Origin of the sequence: Polaribacter sp. (assembly GCF_024639685.1) — a bacterium.
GTDB lineage: Bacteria > Bacteroidota > Bacteroidia > Flavobacteriales > Flavobacteriaceae > Polaribacter.
This window is the reverse complement of record NZ_JAHEHX010000019.1, coordinates 1-21,063: the sequence shown is the minus strand read 5'-3', so window position 1 is coordinate 21,063 and position 21,063 is coordinate 1. Positions and strand designations below refer to the sequence as shown.

The window sequence follows — 21,063 nt, the reverse complement described above, 5'->3', positions numbered from 1 at the left end:
TTAAAGTAAGGATTCAATAATAGTTTGTATTGTAACACCTTCTGCTTCAGCTTTATAATTCTTTACAATTCTGTGAGATAAAATTGGCACAGCAACTGCTTTTACATCTTCGATATCTGGCGAATATTTACCATTAATTGCTGCATGTGCTTTGGCTGCTAAAATTAAGTTTTGAGAAGCTCTTGGGCCTGCACCCCAATCTAAATAATTTTTTACTAATTCTGTTGCTGTTTCAGACTTTGGTCTTGTTTTACCAACCAAACCAACAGCGTATTCAATAACATTATTGGTTACAGGAATTTTACGAACCAAATTCTGAATAGCAATAATTTGATCACTTGACAGAATTGCATTAACAGAGTCATGCATATTACTTGTTGTAGCTTTAACCACATGAACCTCCTCTTGAAAGGACGGATATTCTAAATGGATAGAAAACATAAATCTATCTAATTGAGCTTCTGGTAAAGGATAAGTTCCTTCTTGCTCAATTGGGTTTTGAGTTGCTAATACAAAAAAAGGTAAGTCTAACTTGTAATGGTTATTTGCAATAGTAACGGAACGTTCTTGCATAGCCTCTAGTAACGCAGCTTGTGTTTTTGGTGGTGTTCTATTAATTTCGTCTGCTAAAATAATATTAGAAAAAATTGGCCCTTTAATAAATTTAAATTGTCTTTTTTCATCTAAAATTTCACTTCCTAAAATATCAGAAGGCATTAAATCTGGAGTAAACTGAATTCTTTTAAAATCTAATCCTAAAACACTTGAGACTGTATTTACTAAAAGTGTTTTTGCTAAACCAGGAACACCAATTAACAAGGAATGTCCTCCACAAAAAATAGATAATAATGTAAAATTTACAGCATCTTCTTGGCCTATTATAACTTTACTAATCTCAGACTTTAATGCTTTATATTTTAGAACTAAATCGTTTACTGCGCTAACATCAGACATTACCTACTTGTTTCTTTTTTCCAATTTTTATCAAACTTACATTTTCTATGATCTTTAGACATTTTTATATAAGTATCTTTAATTTTTTCTTTTGCCCATTTGGTTACAGCTTCCTCTTTCTTTTTTGTTAAAGCCAACTCCTGAACCTTCACATAATCATTTACAAGATCTGCAGTATGTGTATTGGTTCTATCTCTCATAACAATGAATTTATACATTTTTTCACCACTTCTATTTTCATCAAAATAAACATCAGTAAGCTCTCCTTTTTGTAACTCTGCTACTCTTGCGTATAGTGAAGGATCCATTCTTGTTAAATCCCATGTACTTTCTCCTGTATAAGGATTCATTAACAAGCCATCGTCATTTTTTGTATCTTCATCATCAGAGTATTTTTGTACTGCCTCAGTAAATGTGATATTTCCTAATTTAATATCATTTGCAACTTTTTCTGCGGTGTTTTTTGTTTCCATTAAAAGAGATTCTGGAACGTTTGGTTGCATTAAAATATGTGTCGCAACCCTCATATTTCCTCTAATTTCTTGTAATTGCATTATGTGATAACCAAAATCAGATTCAAAAGGTTTAGATATTTGCCCTACATCTAAAGAAAAAGCCATTTCTTTAAACTCTTTGATAAAAGGAGAATCTTTTGTAACCTCATATTTTCCACCATTAGAGGTAACACCAGGATCATCCGAATTAATAATCGCTTTCATTTTTATACTTGATCCCTCTTCAATTTCTTTTTTTATTTCATTTAATTTCGCTAAAATTCTTTCTTTTTCAGCTTTCGAAGGTTTAGCTTTTATAACAAGTTGTGCTAACTCAATTTCAGCCGAAAACTCTGGCAACTCTCCAGCTTCCTTTAATCCTACATAATATAAACGAACCTCTTCTGGAGTTACATCTATCTTTTCAGTTATTTTTAACTGCTCTTTTTCTATTAATACGTTCTCTGATTGCACAGAGTATAATTCTTTCTTTAAGTCGTCTAAATCATTAAACCCGTAGGCTTTTATAACTTTATCTACAGAACCAAATTGATCTGTAAAATAAGCAACACTTCGTTCTACTCTAGTAGAGATCTCTTCATCAGAAACAGTAACACTATCAATTACTGCATGATGTGCTAATAATTTTTGTTGCATTAATTCTTCTAACATTTCGCAATCAGAAATTTGAATCTTCCCCTCTGACCTTACTTCAACTTCTTGTTTGAATTTTTCAATATCTGAATCTAAAACAATATTTTTACCAATAACAACTGCTACACCGTCTATCTTTATTTGCGCTGAAGTATTTATTGTTAAACACACAAATAGAGCGATCAATACAGTTGATTTAATAAATTTTAAGGTTGTTGTTTTTTGTTGCATCTTGTACTAAAATTTTTTCTATATCTCTTATTAATTCGATTTTACGTCTGTGTAAAATCATTTGTTTTATTGTTGGTTTTATGTACCCAACAGGTGCAATATCGTTCCTAAATAAAACACTATTTACCTTGGCCAAATATAAACCTAATGAATCTTGTTTTTGAAGTAATTTAGTTTTATTTAACAGATATTCTTTAGAAAATGGTAGTTTTAACATAACGTTATCTAATGAAGACCAAACAGAATCATTAAAATGATATGTCTTAAAACTTAATTTCTGTTTTTCTAAGGCTTCTAAATCTTCAATTTTATCAGATTTAAAAAGTTTTATAAGCTCATTTTTATTAATAGTAGCCTCCGCTAAGTAAAGAAATTTTATTTTTAATAACTCTTCGTTTAATTTAAAATTTTCTTTGTTAGCTTCATAGAAATCAGCAATCTCTTCTTCTACAACAACAGTATCCAACTGCTGTTTAATTAAACTTTCTTTATAACTATTTATAAGAAGACTTTCTTTATAATCTTGCACTAATTCATCAATATTTTTAACCTCTTCTAAAGTAACATTACTCTCTGCATTTTTAAGTAAAAGTTGTTTTATTGCCCAATCATTAATGTAACCTCTTACCAAAACAATACTATCTTCTTTACTTAAGTTTAAGGGTAAAATTCGAGAAACATCTTCGATAAACAATTTTTCAGCATCAACAATAGCTACGATATCTAAAGTTGTGGTTTCTTTTTCTTTTACATTTAAATATTCACAAGAATAAAAGAATAAAAGAGCAACAAAAAAAATTATAAATTTTCTCATTTATTTTTGTTGTAATATTTTTTTAGTTTTTTTAGAGCTTTTTTTCTAATTTCAATAACACTTTTATTTCGCATCTCTTTAATCCACGAATCCTCTAAATGATTTTGAAAATCGTTTATCACCTCCCCTTTTACAATATCTAGAGAGCTATTATTGTACTTTTTAACATTTTTTTTGTGAAATCTTTGTAATCCCAACGTATCTTTTGAGGCTTTGTCCCAAATTTTTCTTTGCATCAACTCAAACAATAATAAGCCATCTTCATACTCTTGTATAATAGAAGCGAATTCGGGCTCAGTTTTTTCTAAATTATCTTTGTAATATTTTAAAATTTCCTGCTCTTTAAAATCCTTGAAAAGATCAAAAATAGAAGTGTTATTTTTTCTTTTAATAAAATTTATAAAATCTATTTGCTTCAGCTCTTTTTCATTGATTTTCAATATTTTAAGATTCAAACTATCTTTAGCCATAGTCCTAATATTAGCATTATTAAAAATTTCTTTTGCATTATCATACTCAGTAACAGAGTACATTTTCTTTAATTTATCTACTACTGCTTTTTCTGACAATTGTAACCTTTCATTAGATCTAATTTTATTTGCTAACTCTTGTTTTAATTCATTAAAAGTGCCAACTGGATGTTTTTTAATTAATTGAATAATATGCCATCCAAAACGAGTTTTAAATGGCTTAGAATAAGAACCTTCTTTAGTTAAACTAAAAGCTACTTTATTAAAAGGTTCTACCATAACTCCAGCTCCAAACCTTCTTAATTTACCTCCTTTAGACTTAGAGCCAGTATCATCAGAGTATTTTCGAGCCAACATCTTAAATTGCTCATCATTTTCTAATCGATTATAAATAGAAGTAATTAACTCTTCTCCTTTAAAAGATAAGTCTTGTATTAAAATGTGTGCAACTTCTACTTCACCTTTTGAAGGTCTTATGTCATCAACTTTAAGAATATGATATCCAAACCTTGTTCTAAAAGGCATAGAGATTTTACCTATCTTAGTAGTATAAGCAGCATCTTCAAAAGGATAAACCATTTTAAATGCAGAGAAATATCCTAAATTACCTTTATTGCCAGCTCTTCCAGATTTTTGATCTGTTCTAGCAGACGGGTCTTCTGACGTTTCTACTGCTAATTTCTCGAAATCTTCACCGTTTAAAATTCGATTTCTAATTTCTAAAATCTTTGTGTAAGTTCGTAAAGTATCTTCTGCAGTTGAAGCTTTAGGGATTTTAATTAAAATATGCTTTGCTTTAACTTCATTTTTAGTTCTATAATAAGCATCTTTTATCAAACGGTTTACAGCTAAAGAATCCTGTAAATAAGGAGCTGCTAACTGATTCCTATACATTTTCATTTCTTTAATATACGATGGTAATGTATCTAGTTTAAGAGCATAAGCCTCATTTACTTTTAATTTATAATTTATAAATAAATCTAAATTTTTTTCTAAATCTTTAGCTTCTTCATTATCTATAGCATCTAAATTTTTCTCATAGACTCTTTTAAATTCAGAAACCATAATTTCTTCTCCACCAATAGTTATTAAAACTGCATCTTTTTTCTGTGCTACTAAAACAACTGAAAAAAACAATAAACTTAAAATTAAATATTTCTTCATAATCTTATAATGAAATTATTCCCTCTACTTTTTCTACTTTTTCATAGTAACTGATTACCTCATCTGAACTATTCAATTTTAAAACGATAGAAATACTAATGTATTTTCCTGTTTTTGACTTTTTTGTTTTAATTACAGCTCCTTTATTTTCAAAAACATTTTCCACTTCTTCTTGCTGACCTCCATTAGTGGGGACTATGAATTTATACATATAATCTGATGGAAAGTTCGTGGTATCTTCTAATTGATTTTTTAGTTTTGCGTAAAATGCTTTTTTATCAGTCATGGTTGTTATTTACAGCTATTATTTACAATAATAATAAGTACAAAATTACATTAAATATTAGATTTATAATGCGAATGATTTATTTTTGTAAATTGAATTAGTTATATATAATACAAAAATAATAATTCTAATATCTTTTTTTTGAAAAAAAATAAATTAAAAATTCTTCTCATTGGCGGACCTGGAACTGGTAAAACAGCTGTATTAGAAACTCTTAAAAAAAGAGGATTTTTCTGTTTAGACGAAGTATCTAGAGCAGTTACACTAGAGGCTCAAAAACAAGGTATAGATCAATTATTTTTAAGCAATCCCTTATTGTTTAGTCAAAAACTTCTTGAAGGAAGAGAAAATCAGTTTTTTAATGCGCAAAAATCTAATTCTGAATACGTTTTTTTTGATAGAGGTATACCCGATGTTAAAGCATATTTAGACTATTATAAAACAGAACACCCTTCTTTATTTTTAGAAAAGTGTAAAGAATACTTTTATGATGTAATTTTTCATTTTAAGCCCTGGAATGCAATATACACCAAAGACAATGAAAGATATGAATCCTTTGATGAAGCCAAACAAATTGATTTTTTTATTACAAAAACATACCAAAATTTAGGGTACACTTTAATTGATGTTCCTTTTGGTACCGTAAATGAAAGAGTAGATTTTATTATTAATTCACTTCCAAGTGAATGAAACAAACACCAGAAAAAATACTAAAAGCCTATTGGAACTATGATAGTTTTAGAACTCCTCAAAAAGAAATTATTGATGCCGTTCTAAATCAAGATGATGTAATTGCGCTTTTACCAACTGGTGGAGGGAAATCAATCTGCTTTCAAATACCAGGATTGATTAAAGAAGGAATTTGTATTGTGATTTCTCCTTTAATTGCATTAATGGAGGATCAAATAAAAAATCTTACCCAAAGAAAAATTAAAGCTACTACAATTAAATCAGGAAGCACTAGGAACGAAATTATAACGCTTTTTGACAAGATTAAATTTGGAAACTACAAATTCTTATATCTCTCACCAGAAAGACTACAATCGCAATTAATTCAGCAAAAAATTAAAGAATTAAAAATTAACTTAATTGCAGTAGACGAGGCGCACTGCATATCTGAATGGGGGCATGATTTTAGACCTTCTTACAGAACAATATTTAAGTTAAGAGAGGTTATACAAAACGTAAGTATTATTGCTTTAACGGCAACTGCAAATCAAGCAGTTTTAAGTGATATCGAAAAAAACTTAAATTTAGTAAAACCAAAAATATTCAAAAAGTCATTCTTAAGAGAACGACTAGCCTACCAAGTATTTGATGTTGAGGATAAACTACTAAGAATTAAGCAAATTTTCACAAAAACTAAAAAACCTGCAATTGTATATGTAAACTCTAGAAGAAAAACTGTTGAAATAGCAAGATTTTTAAATAAAAATGGATTTAAAAGTAGTTTTTATCACGGAGGCTTACCTACAAATGAAAAAGAATTTGCCTTTAAAAATTGGGTTTCTGAAGCTACACCAATAATAGTAGCAACCAATGCTTTTGGTATGGGCATAGACAAATCTAACGTTGGTATTGTTATTCATTTTGATTTACCTTTGTCGATAGAAAATTACATACAAGAATCTGGAAGAGCTGGAAGAAACGAAACGAAATCTTTTGCTGTTTTATTAAAAAATGAACACGATAAAATTCAATACAAACTTCAACAGAAAAAGAATACACCAACCTTAAATGAAGTTAAAGAAGTACACCGAAAATTATACCAGTATTTTAGAATTTCTTTAGGTGAAAAAAATGAAGATTTTTATAGCTTCAACCTTTTAGAATTCTCTAAAAAATATAATTTCTCAATTCAAAAAGTAACAATAATTTTAAAATTATTATCCAATAACGGAATCATTGAGACTACAAATACCTACCATCAAAAATCTACTCTAAAATTTAAAACCAGTAGTAAAAATGTCATTTCTTACGCGATAAGAAATATCTATAATGAAAAATTTATAAACTCACTACTAAGAACTTATGCTGGTTTATTTGAACAAGAAGTTAAGGTTGATGAATTCTTAATTGCAAAAAAAAACAACATAATATCTACACAGGTAAAAGAAAAATTATTACGATTACAGGACGATAACTTAGTAGAATACAAACCTGTAGAAACAGATCTAGAAATTCAATTTTTAGTACCAAGAGAAGATGATAAAACAATACACAGGATTTCAAAAAACATTACTTCTTTTTTGAATCAAAAAATAAAAAAATCTGAGGATTTCTTAACTTATATTTCTAATGATACCAAATGTAGATCAATACAAATATTGGAATATTTTGAAGAAAAAACAACCCAGAAATGCACCATTTGCGATGTTTGTATTTCTCAGAAAAAAGGAAAAGAAAATTCTATATCATCAGACATTATGAATTTATTACTAAACACTAAAAGCTTAAGTTCACAAGAAATTAATCAAAAACTTAAAGCAAAAGAGAAAGACGTTTTAATACATTTGCGAGAATTAATTTCTAATGATAAAATAATAATAAATTACCAGAATAAATATCAAGTAAAATAAGATGAAGAATTTACGTATTGTTTTTATGGGAACTCCAGATTTTGCTGCAACAATTTTAAAACATTTGGTCCTAAATAAATATACAATTGTAGGAGTAATTACAGCTCCAGACAAACCAGCAGGCAGAGGAAGAAAATTAAGTGAATCAGCTGTTAAAAAGTATGCTATTTCAAATAACTTAACTGTTTTACAACCTACAAATTTAAAAAGCGAATCTTTTTTAAATGACTTAGAGTCTTTAAAAGCAGAATTGCAGGTAGTTGTAGCTTTCAGAATGCTACCTAAAGCTGTTTGGCAAATGCCAAAATGTGGTACATTTAATCTACACGCTTCTTTGTTACCTGCCTACAGAGGTGCTGCTCCTATTCATTGGGCGATTATAAATGGAGAAAAAATAACAGGAGTTACTACATTTTTTATTGATGAAAAAATTGATACTGGAGAAATCATACTTCAAAAAGAAATAGAAATTGAAGACAAAGAAACTGTAGGAACCCTGCATGACAAACTAATGTATATAGGTGCAGAATTAGTTGCAAAAACAATAGATGTCATTAAAAAAGGTAATTTAAAAACTAAAAAACAACCCTATTTAGAAGAAAAAATTGCCCCTAAATTATACCCAGAAAATACTAAAATAGATTGGAACACTTCTCTAGAATCTATCTATAATAAAATCAGAGGATTAAATCCTTTTCCCGCAGCTTGGACAACAATTCAAAATGGTGATAAACCTGTAAATGCAAAAATTTATAAAGTACACAAAAGCATTTTAGAACATAATTATAAAATAGGAAAACTTATTAGCACTAAAAACGAATTAAAAGTAGCAGTTGCTGACGGATTTCTAGTTATAGATGAAATAAAAATAGCTGGAAAGAAAAAATTAGAAACTAAAAGTCTTCTTAATGGTTTTCATTTTTCTGAAAATGCCAGTATGCTTTAGTCCCCTATTTTAAGGGACTTTTGGTAAATTTTTAAAATAAACCTTCCTTTATTAACATTTTACATGTATTTATCAACAAAAACACTCTTTTAAAGGGTGTACATTTGTGTAAACCCCTAATACGTATATATTTGTTAAGCATATTAGCAAAAAAAATTAATAAAAAACTTAAAAAATTTATTCATTATGAACAAGTCAGATTTAATCGACGCAATGGCTGCAGACGCAGGAATCTCTAAAGTAGCAGCAAAAGCTGCATTAGAATCTTTTACAGATAACGTAACTTCTGCTTTAAAAGGAGGAGATAAAGTTGCATTAGTAGGTTTTGGAACTTTTTCAGTATCTCATAGAGCTGCAAGAAGTGGTAGAAACCCACAAACTGGAAAAACTATCCAAATTGCTGCTAAAAATGTAGCTAAGTTTAAAGCAGGTGCTGGATTAAGCGATGCTGTAAACTAATTTTTAAAAATAGATTACTCAAAAACTCTCTTTTTTAAGAGAGTTTTTTTTTGCTCTTTTTTGTACATTTACATATGACCCACTTAGAAATTAAAAAAGGTAATTTACTTATTTCTGAACCTTCTATATTAAATGACTCTTCTTTTAATAGAGCCATTGTACTTCTAACTGAATATACCAAAAATAATGCCGTTGGCTTTATTCTAAACAGACCTACATCTTTCCTTTTGAGTGATTTAATAACAGATCTTAATTGTGATTTTCCTGTCTATGAAGGTGGTCCTGTAGAGCAGGAAAATCTATATTTTGTTCATAGAGTCCCTGAATTAATTCCAAATAGTATTGCAATTAGCAATGGCGTTTTTTGGGGTGGGAATTTTGAATCACTAAAAGCTGCTTTACATACAAGACAAATCACAAATACTGATATTAGATTTTTCTTAGGATATTCAGGATGGGGAAAGAATCAATTAAGCGAAGAAATTGAAAGTAATTCGTGGTTTGTTACCAAAAATAGTAGTAAAAATATTTTTTTAGAAGATCATAGTACATTTTGGCGAAACAAAATGGTCGAAAAAGGAGGTAACTACAAATTATGGGCCAACGCACCTAAAGATGCTTCATTAAACTAACTATTTGTAACTTCTAAGATTTTTAAACTCTGTGAGATTTTATTTCCAAAATCTATAGAAAAACTTTTCTTTTTGTAATTAGTAACGGGCTGAACCCCGACAATTGCATTGGTAATAAATACTTCATCAGCTTTTTGAATTTCAAAAGGAGATATACTAGTTTCCTCTATAGTATACTCTTTATTTTTAGAAATAATTTCGATTACTTTTTTTCGAACAACTCCCTTAATACAACCCTCTTCTAAAGATGGTGTTTTTATAGTATCCCCTTTTAAAATAAAAATATTTCCATTTGTTACCTCTACTACACCTTTTCTTTCGTTAACTAATACACAATTATCTAAATCATTTTCTTTAGCATAAATACTCGCTAAAGTATTAACCATTCGATTATTTGTTTTTACTGTAGACAATAAACCTGAAAAATTATAGAAATCTTTAAAAACATCTATATTATATTTATCTTTTTTAATTGATGCTATTTCAGATACCTCAATCGTATAGTCAATATCATTAGTATGCGGAGTGTAATACCCACAATCCTTTCTATATACATTTAAACGAACTCTACTTAAGTTATTTAAATTACTAGCATTTACTGTTTTTATAATTTCTTGCTCTAAAAACTCTAAAGTAAACTTTAATGGTATTTTCATACGAAGCATTCGCATTGAAGACATTAACCTAAAATAATGATCTTCCCAAAAAACAATCTTATTGTGCTGAATTTTAATTGTTTCAAAAATAGAATCTCCATATTTAAACCCTCTATTCTCTAAAGAGATGTTTAAATTTTCTGCAGCTAACAATTTACCATTGTAATTCACCATTATATTTAATTTAGAATACAATATTAAGGCTTTTTAAAAAGAATCTACAAAAAAACTCAACCTTTACAAGTTGAGTTTTAAAAATTGTATTTTAAGAATTAGTTAAGCGCCAATTGTGTGTTTTAATTCATCTATCTGGTTTTCCCAAAGTTGTTTAGCCTCCTCTACCTCATCTTCATCCTCTGCAAAATCAGTTACTATCAATGATACATCTTTAGTAAGGGGATCAACTTGAATTTTTATTTCAAAAAAACTATCATCACCTTCACTCTCTAACCATTTAAACCGAACCCTATCCTCTGATTTTTTTGCAATTAGTTCTGCTTGTTCTTCTGTTCCATCCCAAAAAAAAGTATAAATTTTTCCTCTTGAATTTACTTTATCTGCAAACCATTCTTGTAAATTAGACGGAGAGGAAATGTATTGATACAACATGCTAGGGGATGCGTGAACTGGGATTTCTATTTCGTATTTTACTTTGTCCATTGTATAATAAGTTGAGGCACAATATAGGTATTAATTTGATTAAAAAAAATTAAAAACACTACTTGCCAGTCTGTAAAAATCGATTATATTTGCATCCTCAATTACAACGGCGAGGTAGCTCAGTTGGTTAGAGCGCAGGATTCATAACCCTGAGGTCACGGGTTCAAATCCCGTCTTCGCTACAAATTTTATTTGCAAAACGAATTGTTCAAAAACAATTCGTTTTTTTGTGTATAAATTAATGTTCACACTTAAAATAATTTTAAAAACACGAAGTAATTAAAACTAGAACAGTGATATAAAAGTAAATAGAAAAACTATAAATTATTTAAAAGAAAGTATTGTAAAAGTAAAAAATGATACTATATTTGTAACTCTTTACCATGCGAAAGTAGCTCAGTTGGTAGAGCGTCAGCCTTCCAAGCTGAATGTCGCCAGTTCGAACCTGGTCTTTCGCTCAAAAAGACTTTATTAGAAATAATAAGGTCTTTTTTTTTATAAACGTTTTAATTTATCACTAAAAAATAATAGTAGTATAATTGGAAACGCCAACAAAACGACGAATATTCTATTGGTTTCAATTAATATTGGATTTAAAATAATTGTAATTGCAAAACCACCTATAGCTCCTCCTAAATGAGCTGCATGCCCAACATTACCTACTTGTTTTTTCACACCATAGATTGAGTATAATAAATACCCAACACCAAATAAATATCCTGGTATAGAGATCGGTATAAAAAATAAATACATACTCATTCCTGGATACAATAAAATACAAGCGTACACAATACCAGAAACAGCACCTGAAGAACCAACTGCACTATAATAAGATTCATTTTTATGATATTGTAAAGTATATAAACTACCAGCTAATAAGCTACCAAAGTAAATAAGTAAGGTGGGTAAAGTGCCTAAAATTGAAAGCACAATTGACCCAAAAGCATAAAATACATACATATTTAAAATGAGATGCATCCAATCTACATGCAAGAAACCAGAAGTAAATATTCTAAACTTTTCACCTTTCTTAACAGGGGCTACTTGAAATTTATACTTATTTAAAAAATTATAATCGTCAAAGCCTTTTTTAGAAACTAAAGCATTTGTAATTATAATTAACAATAATGCTGAATTTAAATTTTCCATCATAAAACAAACTTACTAAAAACCAATTACTAATTAATATTTCAATTTAAATATATATACGATATTTGTAACATTAAAATCTAAGTATGCAGTTTATCGTATTTGCAATAAGTTACCCTTTTATTTGGTTATTATCTAGACTTCCTATGCGAATTCTATATTTAAAGTCAGATGTATTCTTTTTTATAATTTACCACATTATAGGGTACAGAAAAGAAGTAGTTTTAGAAAATTTAAAATTAGTTTTTCCTGAAAAATCACAAGAGGAAATTAGAAAAATCAGAAAAAAATTCTTTAAACATCTAATGGACTTAATGATGGAAAGTGTAAAAGCATTTTCTATTTCTGAAAAAGAAATTTTAAAACGTTATACATACAAAAACCCAGAATTAGTAAATAGTTATAGTAAAAAAGGGAAAAGTATTGCTTTAGTAGGCGCTCATCAAGCCAATTGGGAATGGTCTACAAGCTTACCTAAAGTTTTAGATATAAATATTTATGGTGCTTACACAAAACTAAATAATTCATACTTTGAAAAGTATGTTAGAGATTCTCGAGAAAAATTTGGTGTTATTGGTTACAAAACTTCAGAGATGGTTAGAGCAATGCAACAGCGTTTTTCTAATAAAGAGCAAGGTGCTTATATATTACTAAGCGATCAATCTCCACAATTACATAAAACTTATTATTGGAGACGTTTTTTTAACACTAAAGTTCCCATTCATACAGGTGCAGAAATGCTAGCTAAAAAATTCGATCTTGTCGTAATAAATTATGTAACTAAAAAAATAAAAAGAGGATATTACGAAACAGAGTTTCAACTAATCACAGATGAACCAAAAAAATTTAAAGATTATGAAATTACAGATATTTACACAGAGTTAACTGAAAAAAACATACTAAATCAGCCTGAATTTTATTTGTGGTCACATAAAAGATTCAAGCACAAAGATCGTTTTAATAAATGGCAAGAATCACAGAAAATTAAACAGAAAACCAAGAATTAACTAATTTTTTCTCTATAGGTTTTATTGTTTTGTGAACAAAATCATTCTTTGATGCATCATATGAATAATCACTAGCCCAAACCTCAATTTTTTCTGAAAGCTCTTTTAGAGAATCGCATATAAATGTTAATGCTTTAGTTGTAATAGTAGGGTGTAATGACAAACGAACCCAACCTGGTTTCTCTGTACTACAACCCTCTAAGATTTGGTTCTTTATCTTGTTAGAGGTCTCTTGATTTACATTTAGTAAAAAATGACCATAAGTTCCAGCACAAGAACATCCTCCTCTTGTTTGTATACCAAATCTATCATTTAACAACTTCACCACTAAATTAAAATGGTATTTTTCAAAATAAAAAGAAAAAATACTTAATCTTTTTTTATGATTAGGTGCTAAAATTCTTACCCCTTTAAGTTGCTCTAAAGTATTAAAAACAATTGCATTGATTTCTTCTTCTCTTTCTTTAATTTTCTGAGTACCCATTTTTTCTTTTAATTGAATTGAGAGTGCTATTCTAATAGTTTGCAAGAAAGCTGGTGTTCCACCATCTTCTCTGGTTTCTACATCATCAAAATAATCATGTTGCCCCCAAGGGTTTGTGTAAGAAACGGTTCCTCCTCCTGGATTATCAGGAACGGTGTTTTTATATAACTTCTTGTTAAAAATTAATACTCCTGCACTTCCTGGCCCTCCTAAAAACTTATGTGGAGAAAAGAAAATAGCATCTAAATATTCGTCTTCTTCTTTAGGATGCATATTAATTTTAACATAGGGTGCACAACAAGCAAAATCAACAAAACATAATCCATTATAGTGATGAATTAATTTAGCAACTTTATGATAATTAGTTTTAATACCAGTAACATTAGAACAAGAAGTAATTGAAGCTATTTTAATAGCCCTATGCTCGTATTTTTTTATGCATTTTTCAAATTCTTTAAGACATAATAAACCATGTTCATCACAAGGAACTATTTCAACATCTGCAATAGTTTCTAACCAAGAGGTTTGGTTAGAATGGTGCTCCATGTGGGAAATAAATACAATTGGTCTAATTTCATCTGGTATAATTGTATGAGCCTTTAAGTTTTCTACTACTTTTAAACCTAAAATGCGTTGAAACTTGTTTATAACACCTGTCATTCCAGATCCTGTTGTTATTAAAACATTATTTTCATTTGCATTTACATGAGATTTTATGATTTTTCTTGCTTCATGATACGCAAGAGTCATTGCTGCACCTGAAGTAGAAGTTTCAGTATGTGTATTTGCAACAAAAGGACCAAATTGATGTGTAAGTTTATCCTCAATTGGACCGTATAATCTTCCACTTGCAGTCCAATCGCAATACACTAAACTTTTCTCACCATAGGGTGAATTAAAAGTTTGATTTATTCCTATAATTTTTTCTCTAAATTGTGAAAAATAATGTTCTAAACTCATAAAGAAATCTATTTAAAGAGATGAAATTTTAGCAATATTAAAGTAATATTTATACTTAAAAATAATTAAAGCAAATACTAAACTCTTTTATATCTAAAAAATTAAGCGATTAAATCTTTAATTTCTGCTATAAATCTCTCTGCTAACGCATCTGCTAATATTTGCGATTTTGCTTCTGTATAAATCCTAATAATTGGCTCTGTATTTGATTTCCTTAAGTGAATCCATTCTTCAGCAAAATCAATTTTAACACCATCAATCGTGTTTACATCTTCATCTGCGTATTTAATAGCCATTGATTCTAAAATATTATCTACATCTATTGCAGGTGTTAACTGTATTTTATTTTTACTCATAAAGTAGCTTGGATAAGAGTTTCTTAACGTTTTACAAGATACTTTTTGATTTGCTAAATGCGATAAAAATAGTGCCACACCTACTAATGAATCTCTACCATAATGTGAAGCAGGATAAATGATTCCTCCATTTCCTTCACCACCAATTACGGTATTTGTCTCTTTCATTTTAATAACTACATTTACTTCACCCACTGCAGAGGCTGTATATGTTCCACCATGTTTTTCAGTAACATCTCTTAATGCTCTAGAAGAAGATAAATTAGAAACTGTATTTCCCCCTCCAAGTATCCTTAAAACATAATCTGCACAAGCAACTAAGGTATATTCTTCACCAAACATAGAACCATCTTCTGCAATAAGAGCTAAGCGGTCTACATCTGGATCTACAACAATACCAAAATCTGCTTTTTCTTTAACCACCAATTCAGAAATATCAGTTAAATGTTCTTTTAATGGTTCTGGGTTATGAGGAAATTGTCCATTTGGAGTACAATAAAGTTCTACAAACTCTACATTTAAAGCTTTTAATAATTCAGGAATAAAAATTCCACCGGTTGAGTTTACACCATCTACTACTACTTTAAATTTCGCTTTTTTTATAGCCTCTACATCTACCAATTCTAGATTTAAAACCTCTTTAATATGTTTTTCTAAATAAGAATTGTCTTTAGTATAAGAACCTAAATTATCTACATCTGTAAAATTAAAGGCTTCATTTTCAGCTAACATTAAAATTTGCTCTCCTTCTACTCCATTTAAAAACTCTCCTTTTTCATTTAATAACTTTAAAGCGTTCCATTGTTTTGGATTATGAGATGCTGTTAATATAATTCCACCATCTGCATTTTCTATTGGAACTGCAATTTCTACAGTTGGTGTTGTAGATAAACCTAAATCGACAACATCAATCCCTAAACCTACTAATGTATTTGCAACTAAACTAGAAATCATTTTACCAGAAATACGAGCATCTCTTCCAATTACAACCTTAATTTCTTTTTTATCTTTATTCCTATTTTTGATAAAAGTACCATAAGCAGAGGCAAATTTAACGGTGTCTATTGGTGTTAAATTATCAGCAGTTTTACCACCTATTGTTCCTCTAATTCCGGATATTGATTTTATTAATGTCATTTTCTTTTTTTGGTCTTACAAATATAAATTATTTAAGCTGATTTTTATAATTGTCTTATCGACTCATTTAAGAAAGTTTGAAGAAAATTAAAATTGAAAACACATAATTGTAATCAAAAAAAAAACCGTAGCAGATGCTACAGTTTTAGTACTTATTTAGAAAAAAAGAATATCTATTTCTTTTTAGCTTTAGCTTCCATTTGTGCTTTTAAATCTGCAAGACCTCCAATATCTCCTAAAGTAGTCTTTTCTGCATCTGCAGATTTCTTAGCAGCAGCTTTTATATTCTTGCGCTCTTGCTCCTTAAATAAAGAAGTATGAGAAACAACAACTCTTCTGTATTCTTTAGAGAATTCCATTACAATAAATTGTACTGTATCTCCTTTTTCTAACTTAGAACCATCTTCTTTCTCTAAGAAACGAGTCGGAGCAAAACCTTCAACACCATCAGCAAAACTTACTGTAGCACCTTTATCGTTCTTCTCTTTAATAGTTCCTTCATGAGTAGATCCTATTGAATAAGTAGCTTCATGAGCATCCCAAGGATTATCTTGAGTTTGTTTATGACCTAAGTTTAATTTTCTGTTCTCTACATCTAATTCTAATACTTGAACATCTAATTTTTGACCAACAGTTACAAAGTCTGATGGGTGCTTAATTTTCTTAGTCCAGGATAAATCAGAGATGTATACTAAACCATCAATTCCTTCTTCTAACTCAACAAATACACCAAAGTTTGTGTAATTTCTTACAGTACCTGTATGTGCAGAACCTACAGGGAATTTAGTAGTAATATCTGTCCAAGGATCTGGATGTAATTGTTTAATGCCTAAAGACATTTTACGGTCTTCTCTATCTAAAGTTAAAACTTGTGCTTCTACTTTATCTCCAACTTTTACGAAATCTTGTGCAGAACGTAAGTGAGTTGACCAAGACATCTCAGAAACGTGTATTAATCCTTCTACTCCTTGCTCTACTTCAACGAATGCTCCATAATCAGCTAAAACAACTACTTCACCAGTTACTTTATCACCAACTTTTAAAGTATCATTTAAAGCTTCCCAAGGATGAGCAGTTAATTGTTTTAATCCTAACTGAATTCTAGATTTATTATCATCAAAATCTAAAATTACAACGTTTAATTTCTGATCTAATTCTACAACCTCATTTGGATGATTAATTCTAGACCAAGATAGATCTGTAATATGTACTAAACCATCTACACCACCTAAGTCTACGAACACACCATAAGAAGTAATGTTTTTAACAACACCTTCTAATACTTGTCCTTTCTCTAACTGACCAATGATTTCTTTTTTCTGTAATTCAATATCAGCTTCAATAAGTGCTTTATGAGAAACAACAACGTTTTTAAATTCGTGGTTGATTTTTACAACTTTGAATTCCATTGTTTTTTCTACATACTGATCGTAATCTCTAATTGGTTTAACATCAATTTGAGATCCAGGTAAAAATGCTTCGATTCCGAAAACATCTACAATCATACCACCTCTAGTTCTACACTTAACAAAACCGTTAACTACTTCACCTGTTTCATGAGCATTATTTACTCTTTCCCAAGCTTTAATTACTCTCGCTTTTTTGTGAGATAATACTAACTGACCAGAAGAATCTTCTCTTTTGTCAACTAATACTTCTACTGTATCTCCTTCTGCTAAGTTTTGGTTGTAACGAAATTCGTTTAACGAAATTACACCTTCAGATTTAGAGTTAATGTCTATAATTGCATCTCTGTCTGTAATTCTTATTACAGTACCCTCAATTACATCACTTTCATTAACAAAACCAATAGTTCCTTTTAAAGCTTCTTCGAATTCTTTTAATTTTTCTTCATCAACAGCCTCAATACCTTGTTCGTATTTGTGCCAATTAAAGTCAGCTAAAAATTGTTTTGGATCTTGTTTTTCCTCTACAGCAGGAGCTGCTGCGTTTTGTACATCAGAAGCTACTTGCTCTTCAGTATTTTTTGTTTCTTCAGACATGTGTCTAAAATAATTTGTATCTTATTGCTTTTCAGATTTTTAACGACAAAAACAGCAAGAGCTATTTATAAAAATTGTTTTATCTAATTCCTTTTCTAAATCTGTTATCGTAAAAAGGAGTGCAAACTTACAAAAAAAGATTGATTTTAAGGTTTTTATAATAAAAAAATACAAGTACTAAAACAAACAAGATTAAATATTTAGACTGTGTAATGGATTAAATTTTACTAATAATTAATTTAAGAACAATTAACAAGGAAAATCTATTCACAACAATTACATTTGCAACTTAATTTGGATGCTTAGTACTTTAATAAAGGTACAACTGCAAATGAAAGGATACAAATGATGGATACAAAAACAAAAGAATTGGTAGCTAAGGGCATCATGCTTCCATTAATGGAAGAGTTCTATACAATTCAAGGTGAAGGCTCTCACACAGGAACTGCTGCTTATTTTATTAGAGTTGGTGGTTGCGATGTAGGTTGTCACTGGTGTGATGTTAAAGAAAGTTGGAATGCAGATTTACACCCACCAACAATGGCTGATTCAATTATAGATAATGTAAAAAAATATACAAATACTGTTGTAATTACTGGAGGTGAACCTTTAATGTGGTCTATGGATTATATTACTGAATTGCTTCAAAAAAATAATATTAAAACCCATATTGAAACTTCTGGAGCATATTCTTTTTCTGGAAAATGGGATTGGTTTTGTCTTTCACCAAAGAAAACAAAATTACCTCTAAAAGAAAACTATAGAGAAGCAGATGAATTAAAGATGATAATTCATAACAAATCAGATTTTGATTTTGCAGAAGAACAAGCTGAAAAAGTGAGCAAAAAATGTCAATTATTTTTACAACCAGAATGGAGTAAAAAAGAAAAAATGACAGAACTTATTGTAGACTACGTAATGAAAAATCCAAAATGGAAAGTTTCTTTACAGACCCATAAATACCTAAATATTCCTTAGAATATTTAATTAGTTTCACAGATGTTCTTTAAAACTAATACCTGCTTTACGCGATATATTTTTTTTGCGAAAAACAAAAAAGGATATCGTTTCAATCAGAGCTAATCTAGTCTGATTCTTAACTACTTTGAGAAATTTTCTTGTCCACTAAACTGCAAATTCTTTCAAATTGCTCATTAATTCCCATATCAGAATTATCAAATTCAATAGCATCATCAGCTTTTAATAATGGAGAATCTTCTCTTGTTGAATCTATTCTATCTCGCTCTTCAACGTTAAATAGAATTTCATTATAATTTACTTTGTCTCCCCTATTAATCAATTCATTATAACGTCTCGTAGCTCTTTTATCTGCAGAAGCTGTCATGAATAACTTAAGTTCAGCTTCAGGAAAAACTACAGTTCCAATATCTCTACCATCCATAACAATTCCACCTTCCTTCCCCATGAGTTTTTGTTCATGTACTAATTTTTTTCTTACCTCACTTATAGTGGCAATTTTACTTACTAACTGTGAAATTTCTAAACTCCTTATTTCTTTTTCTACATTAACTCCATTTAAATGGATTTCTGCATAACCTAAATCGTTATTAAATACGAAGACTAAAGTAATATCATTCAAAGAACTAACTAAATCATTACTATTTAATAAATCATTGCTAACATAACCATTGTTTTTAGCGTATAAACTAACAGCTCTGTACATAGCTCCAGTGTCTACATAGACATAATTATATTTTTTTGCTAAAAGTTTAGCTATTGTACTTTTCCCTGTTGATGAGAAACCGTCTATAGCAATAGTTATTTTTTTACTCATGTCTATTAAAATTGTATTGTAAACTAAAAGTACTGGCATTTGTTGCAGAATGATATTTAGAATACGCATAATTAAATTTAAACCTATTCAATTTAATTCCAAATCCAAAAGAAATACCTCCAAAGGTTCTTACGTTTTGAAGTTTTAATTCAGATCCTCTTCTAAAATTATAACCCATTCTGAGGTTTATAGCGTTGTTTGGAAAAAGCTCTGCTCCAATTACAAAATGTCTTAAAGTATTATTTAAAAAACCTATTTCTTCTTTAATAATATTTCCTTCTAAATCTGATGATTGTTCAGAAGGATTAGGAATTGACACATCCCATTGTTGAAGATTATCAATAGTTAAGTACCATTTTAGAGGTACATATTCTAACTGATAAGATGCTCCGATTGCAATCTTTAATGGTAATTCTTCTCTAATACCATTGAATGTAGATAATTGTGTACCAAAATTTCTAGCTACAATTGTAAAGGAATAGGGTTTATAAGGACTATAATATAAAATACCTAAGTCAGCTGCGATTCCTGTAGAATAAAAATTACTTATTTGTGAATTAATAAACTTTACATTTGTTCCGAAAAATAGATTTGTCCACGGAAGATTTAAAGCATAACCAATAGAAATAGCAAAATCGTTGGCATTAAAATTTCCAATTTCATTACCTTGAATATCTGTACCTATAAAAGTACCATAGTCAAGGTAGGTAATATTACTATAAATTGTTCCAAATCTTCTAGATAATTGTCTTGCATATGAAATAGAACCAATATTAACTCCTGCTAAAAAGCTTGAATAATTTAAAGAAATTAAATTATCTAATTCATTATTAATAGTAGATGGGTTCCAATTTGGCTGATTAATGTTATCTATCATAGTTAAAACTTCACCTCCTAATGCAATTTGTCTTGCAGAAGTAGAGAGGTTTAAAAATTGATAAATATTTTCACCACCAACTTGTGCATTAAGAAAATAAAAATTGAAAAGAAATAAAAAATAAAAAAATCTACTTTTCATATTATAGAATATCAATATTTATTGATAACGAAAATACATCAGGATATTATATATTTAATATTAATAAAGATTTAAAAATAGATTCGTTATATAAAAAAACCTCATATCATAGATATGAGGTTTTAGTTACTTGACTAGGTCAAGATTTAAAGAAA

The 21,063-nt window shown here is 29.1% G+C and carries 20 protein-coding genes and 2 tRNA genes; 9 read left to right on the top strand and 13 right to left on the bottom strand.

The features are described 5' to 3' along the window. Genes Q0L44_RS06015 through Q0L44_RS05995 form a run of 5 tightly spaced genes read right to left on the bottom strand, consistent with a single transcriptional unit; the run spans nucleotide 1 to nucleotide 5,067 of the window. The gene (locus tag Q0L44_RS06015) at nucleotides 1–954 is read right to left on the bottom strand and encodes a MoxR family ATPase (RefSeq protein ID WP_296636625.1); all 954 of its coding nucleotides are present in this window, start codon (nucleotides 952–954) and stop codon (nucleotides 1–3) included. After that, the gene (locus tag Q0L44_RS06010; protein ID WP_296636624.1) at nucleotides 954–2,288 is read right to left on the bottom strand and encodes a peptidylprolyl isomerase; all 1,335 of its coding nucleotides are present in this window, start codon (nucleotides 2,286–2,288) and stop codon (nucleotides 954–956) included. The genes Q0L44_RS06015 and Q0L44_RS06010 overlap by 1 nt, the downstream gene beginning before the upstream one ends. 10 nt (nucleotides 2,289–2,298) lie before the next feature. Then, on the bottom strand, nucleotides 2,299–3,147 hold the full coding sequence (locus Q0L44_RS06005) for a hypothetical protein (RefSeq protein WP_296636621.1): 849 nt from the start codon (nucleotides 3,145–3,147) through the stop codon (nucleotides 2,299–2,301). Then, nucleotides 3,144–4,781, bottom strand: a complete 1,638-nt coding sequence (locus Q0L44_RS06000; protein WP_296636619.1) for a peptidylprolyl isomerase — start codon at nucleotides 4,779–4,781, stop codon at nucleotides 3,144–3,146. The genes Q0L44_RS06005 and Q0L44_RS06000 overlap by 4 nt, the downstream gene beginning before the upstream one ends. A gap of 4 nt (nucleotides 4,782–4,785) precedes the next feature. Then, nucleotides 4,786–5,067, bottom strand: a complete 282-nt coding sequence (locus Q0L44_RS05995; RefSeq protein ID WP_296636616.1) for a DUF493 family protein — start codon at nucleotides 5,065–5,067, stop codon at nucleotides 4,786–4,788. A gap of 141 nt (nucleotides 5,068–5,208) precedes the next feature. Here Q0L44_RS05995 and Q0L44_RS05990 point away from each other — a divergent pair, with 141 nt between their 5' ends. The 5 genes from Q0L44_RS05990 (at nucleotide 5,209) to Q0L44_RS05970 (ending at nucleotide 9,683) form a co-directional block, all read left to right on the top strand. Further along, entirely contained in the window at nucleotides 5,209–5,757 is a 549-nt protein-coding gene (locus Q0L44_RS05990) for an ATP-binding protein (protein WP_296636613.1), read from the top strand. Next, nucleotides 5,754–7,646 (top strand): ATP-dependent DNA helicase RecQ, encoded by a 1,893-nt coding sequence (locus Q0L44_RS05985; protein ID WP_296636611.1) that lies wholly within the window; start codon nucleotides 5,754–5,756, stop codon nucleotides 7,644–7,646. Before Q0L44_RS05990 ends, Q0L44_RS05985 begins: the two co-directional genes overlap by 4 nt. A gap of 1 nt (nucleotide 7,647) precedes the next feature. Beyond that, nucleotides 7,648–8,592 carry a methionyl-tRNA formyltransferase gene (gene fmt / locus Q0L44_RS05980; protein WP_296636608.1) on the top strand — a complete coding sequence of 315 codons (945 nt, stop codon included), beginning with the start codon at nucleotides 7,648–7,650 and terminating at the stop codon, nucleotides 8,590–8,592. A gap of 186 nt (nucleotides 8,593–8,778) precedes the next feature. Further along, nucleotides 8,779–9,051 carry an HU family DNA-binding protein gene (locus Q0L44_RS05975; RefSeq protein WP_015479825.1) on the top strand — a complete coding sequence of 91 codons (273 nt, stop codon included), beginning with the start codon at nucleotides 8,779–8,781 and terminating at the stop codon, nucleotides 9,049–9,051. A gap of 74 nt (nucleotides 9,052–9,125) precedes the next feature. Further along, complete coding sequence (locus Q0L44_RS05970; RefSeq protein ID WP_296636603.1) at nucleotides 9,126–9,683, top strand: YqgE/AlgH family protein; 558 nt, start codon at nucleotides 9,126–9,128, stop codon at nucleotides 9,681–9,683. Here the strand turns inward: Q0L44_RS05970 and Q0L44_RS05965 are convergent. Together Q0L44_RS05965 and Q0L44_RS05960 are read right to left on the bottom strand one after the other, a co-directional pair. Further along, nucleotides 9,680–10,513, bottom strand: a complete 834-nt coding sequence (locus Q0L44_RS05965) for an aminotransferase class IV (RefSeq protein ID WP_296636601.1) — start codon at nucleotides 10,511–10,513, stop codon at nucleotides 9,680–9,682. The two genes, Q0L44_RS05970 and Q0L44_RS05965, sit on opposite strands and share 4 nt — an antisense overlap. Before the next feature lie 102 nt (nucleotides 10,514–10,615). Beyond that, nucleotides 10,616–10,999: an START-like domain-containing protein gene (locus Q0L44_RS05960; protein ID WP_296636598.1), complete on the bottom strand. Its 384-nt coding sequence runs from the start codon at nucleotides 10,997–10,999 to the stop codon at nucleotides 10,616–10,618. Between the two features lie 108 nt (nucleotides 11,000–11,107). Between Q0L44_RS05960 and Q0L44_RS05955 the strand changes: the two genes are divergently transcribed. Continuing rightward, nucleotides 11,108–11,181: transfer RNA gene (locus tag Q0L44_RS05955), tRNA-Met, on the top strand. Nucleotides 11,182–11,384: 203 nt separating this feature from the next. Next, nucleotides 11,385–11,457 (top strand) — tRNA-Gly (locus tag Q0L44_RS05950). 37 nt (nucleotides 11,458–11,494) lie between these two features. On the opposite strand, the gene Q0L44_RS05945 is transcribed toward Q0L44_RS05950, so the two are convergent. After that, nucleotides 11,495–12,151 carry a rhomboid family intramembrane serine protease gene (locus tag Q0L44_RS05945; RefSeq protein WP_296636596.1) on the bottom strand — a complete coding sequence of 219 codons (657 nt, stop codon included), beginning with the start codon at nucleotides 12,149–12,151 and terminating at the stop codon, nucleotides 11,495–11,497. A gap of 83 nt (nucleotides 12,152–12,234) precedes the next feature. Between Q0L44_RS05945 and Q0L44_RS05940 the strand changes: the two genes are divergently transcribed. Further along, on the top strand, nucleotides 12,235–13,155 hold the full coding sequence (locus tag Q0L44_RS05940) for a lysophospholipid acyltransferase family protein (RefSeq protein WP_296636593.1): 921 nt from the start codon (nucleotides 12,235–12,237) through the stop codon (nucleotides 13,153–13,155). Here the strand turns inward: Q0L44_RS05940 and Q0L44_RS05935 are convergent. The 3 genes from Q0L44_RS05935 to rpsA form a co-directional block, all read right to left on the bottom strand. After that, the gene (locus Q0L44_RS05935) at nucleotides 13,133–14,599 is read right to left on the bottom strand and encodes an aminotransferase class V-fold PLP-dependent enzyme (RefSeq protein ID WP_296636590.1); all 1,467 of its coding nucleotides are present in this window, start codon (nucleotides 14,597–14,599) and stop codon (nucleotides 13,133–13,135) included. The genes Q0L44_RS05940 and Q0L44_RS05935 overlap by 23 nt on opposite strands. Before the next feature lie 101 nt (nucleotides 14,600–14,700). Further along, nucleotides 14,701–16,092: a phosphoglucosamine mutase gene (gene glmM / locus Q0L44_RS05930; RefSeq protein WP_296636588.1), complete on the bottom strand. Its 1,392-nt coding sequence runs from the start codon at nucleotides 16,090–16,092 to the stop codon at nucleotides 14,701–14,703. A gap of 173 nt (nucleotides 16,093–16,265) precedes the next feature. Beyond that, nucleotides 16,266–18,095, bottom strand: a complete 1,830-nt coding sequence (gene rpsA / locus Q0L44_RS05925) for a 30S ribosomal protein S1 (protein WP_296636584.1) — start codon at nucleotides 18,093–18,095, stop codon at nucleotides 16,266–16,268. 348 nt (nucleotides 18,096–18,443) lie between these two features. Between rpsA and Q0L44_RS05920 the strand changes: the two genes are divergently transcribed. After that, entirely contained in the window at nucleotides 18,444–19,073 is a 630-nt protein-coding gene (locus tag Q0L44_RS05920) for a 7-carboxy-7-deazaguanine synthase QueE (protein ID WP_296637619.1), read from the top strand. A gap of 118 nt (nucleotides 19,074–19,191) precedes the next feature. Here the strand turns inward: Q0L44_RS05920 and cmk are convergent, their stop codons facing one another. Next, nucleotides 19,192–19,890, bottom strand: coding sequence for a (d)CMP kinase (gene cmk, locus Q0L44_RS05915; protein WP_296636582.1), 699 nt, complete (start codon nucleotides 19,888–19,890; stop codon nucleotides 19,192–19,194). Then, a complete protein-coding gene (gene porQ, locus Q0L44_RS05910) occupies nucleotides 19,883–20,908 on the bottom strand; it encodes a type IX secretion system protein PorQ (RefSeq protein ID WP_296636579.1) in 1,026 nt (341 codons plus the stop codon). The genes cmk and porQ overlap by 8 nt, the downstream gene beginning before the upstream one ends. Nucleotides 20,909–21,063: the final 155 nt, after the last annotated feature.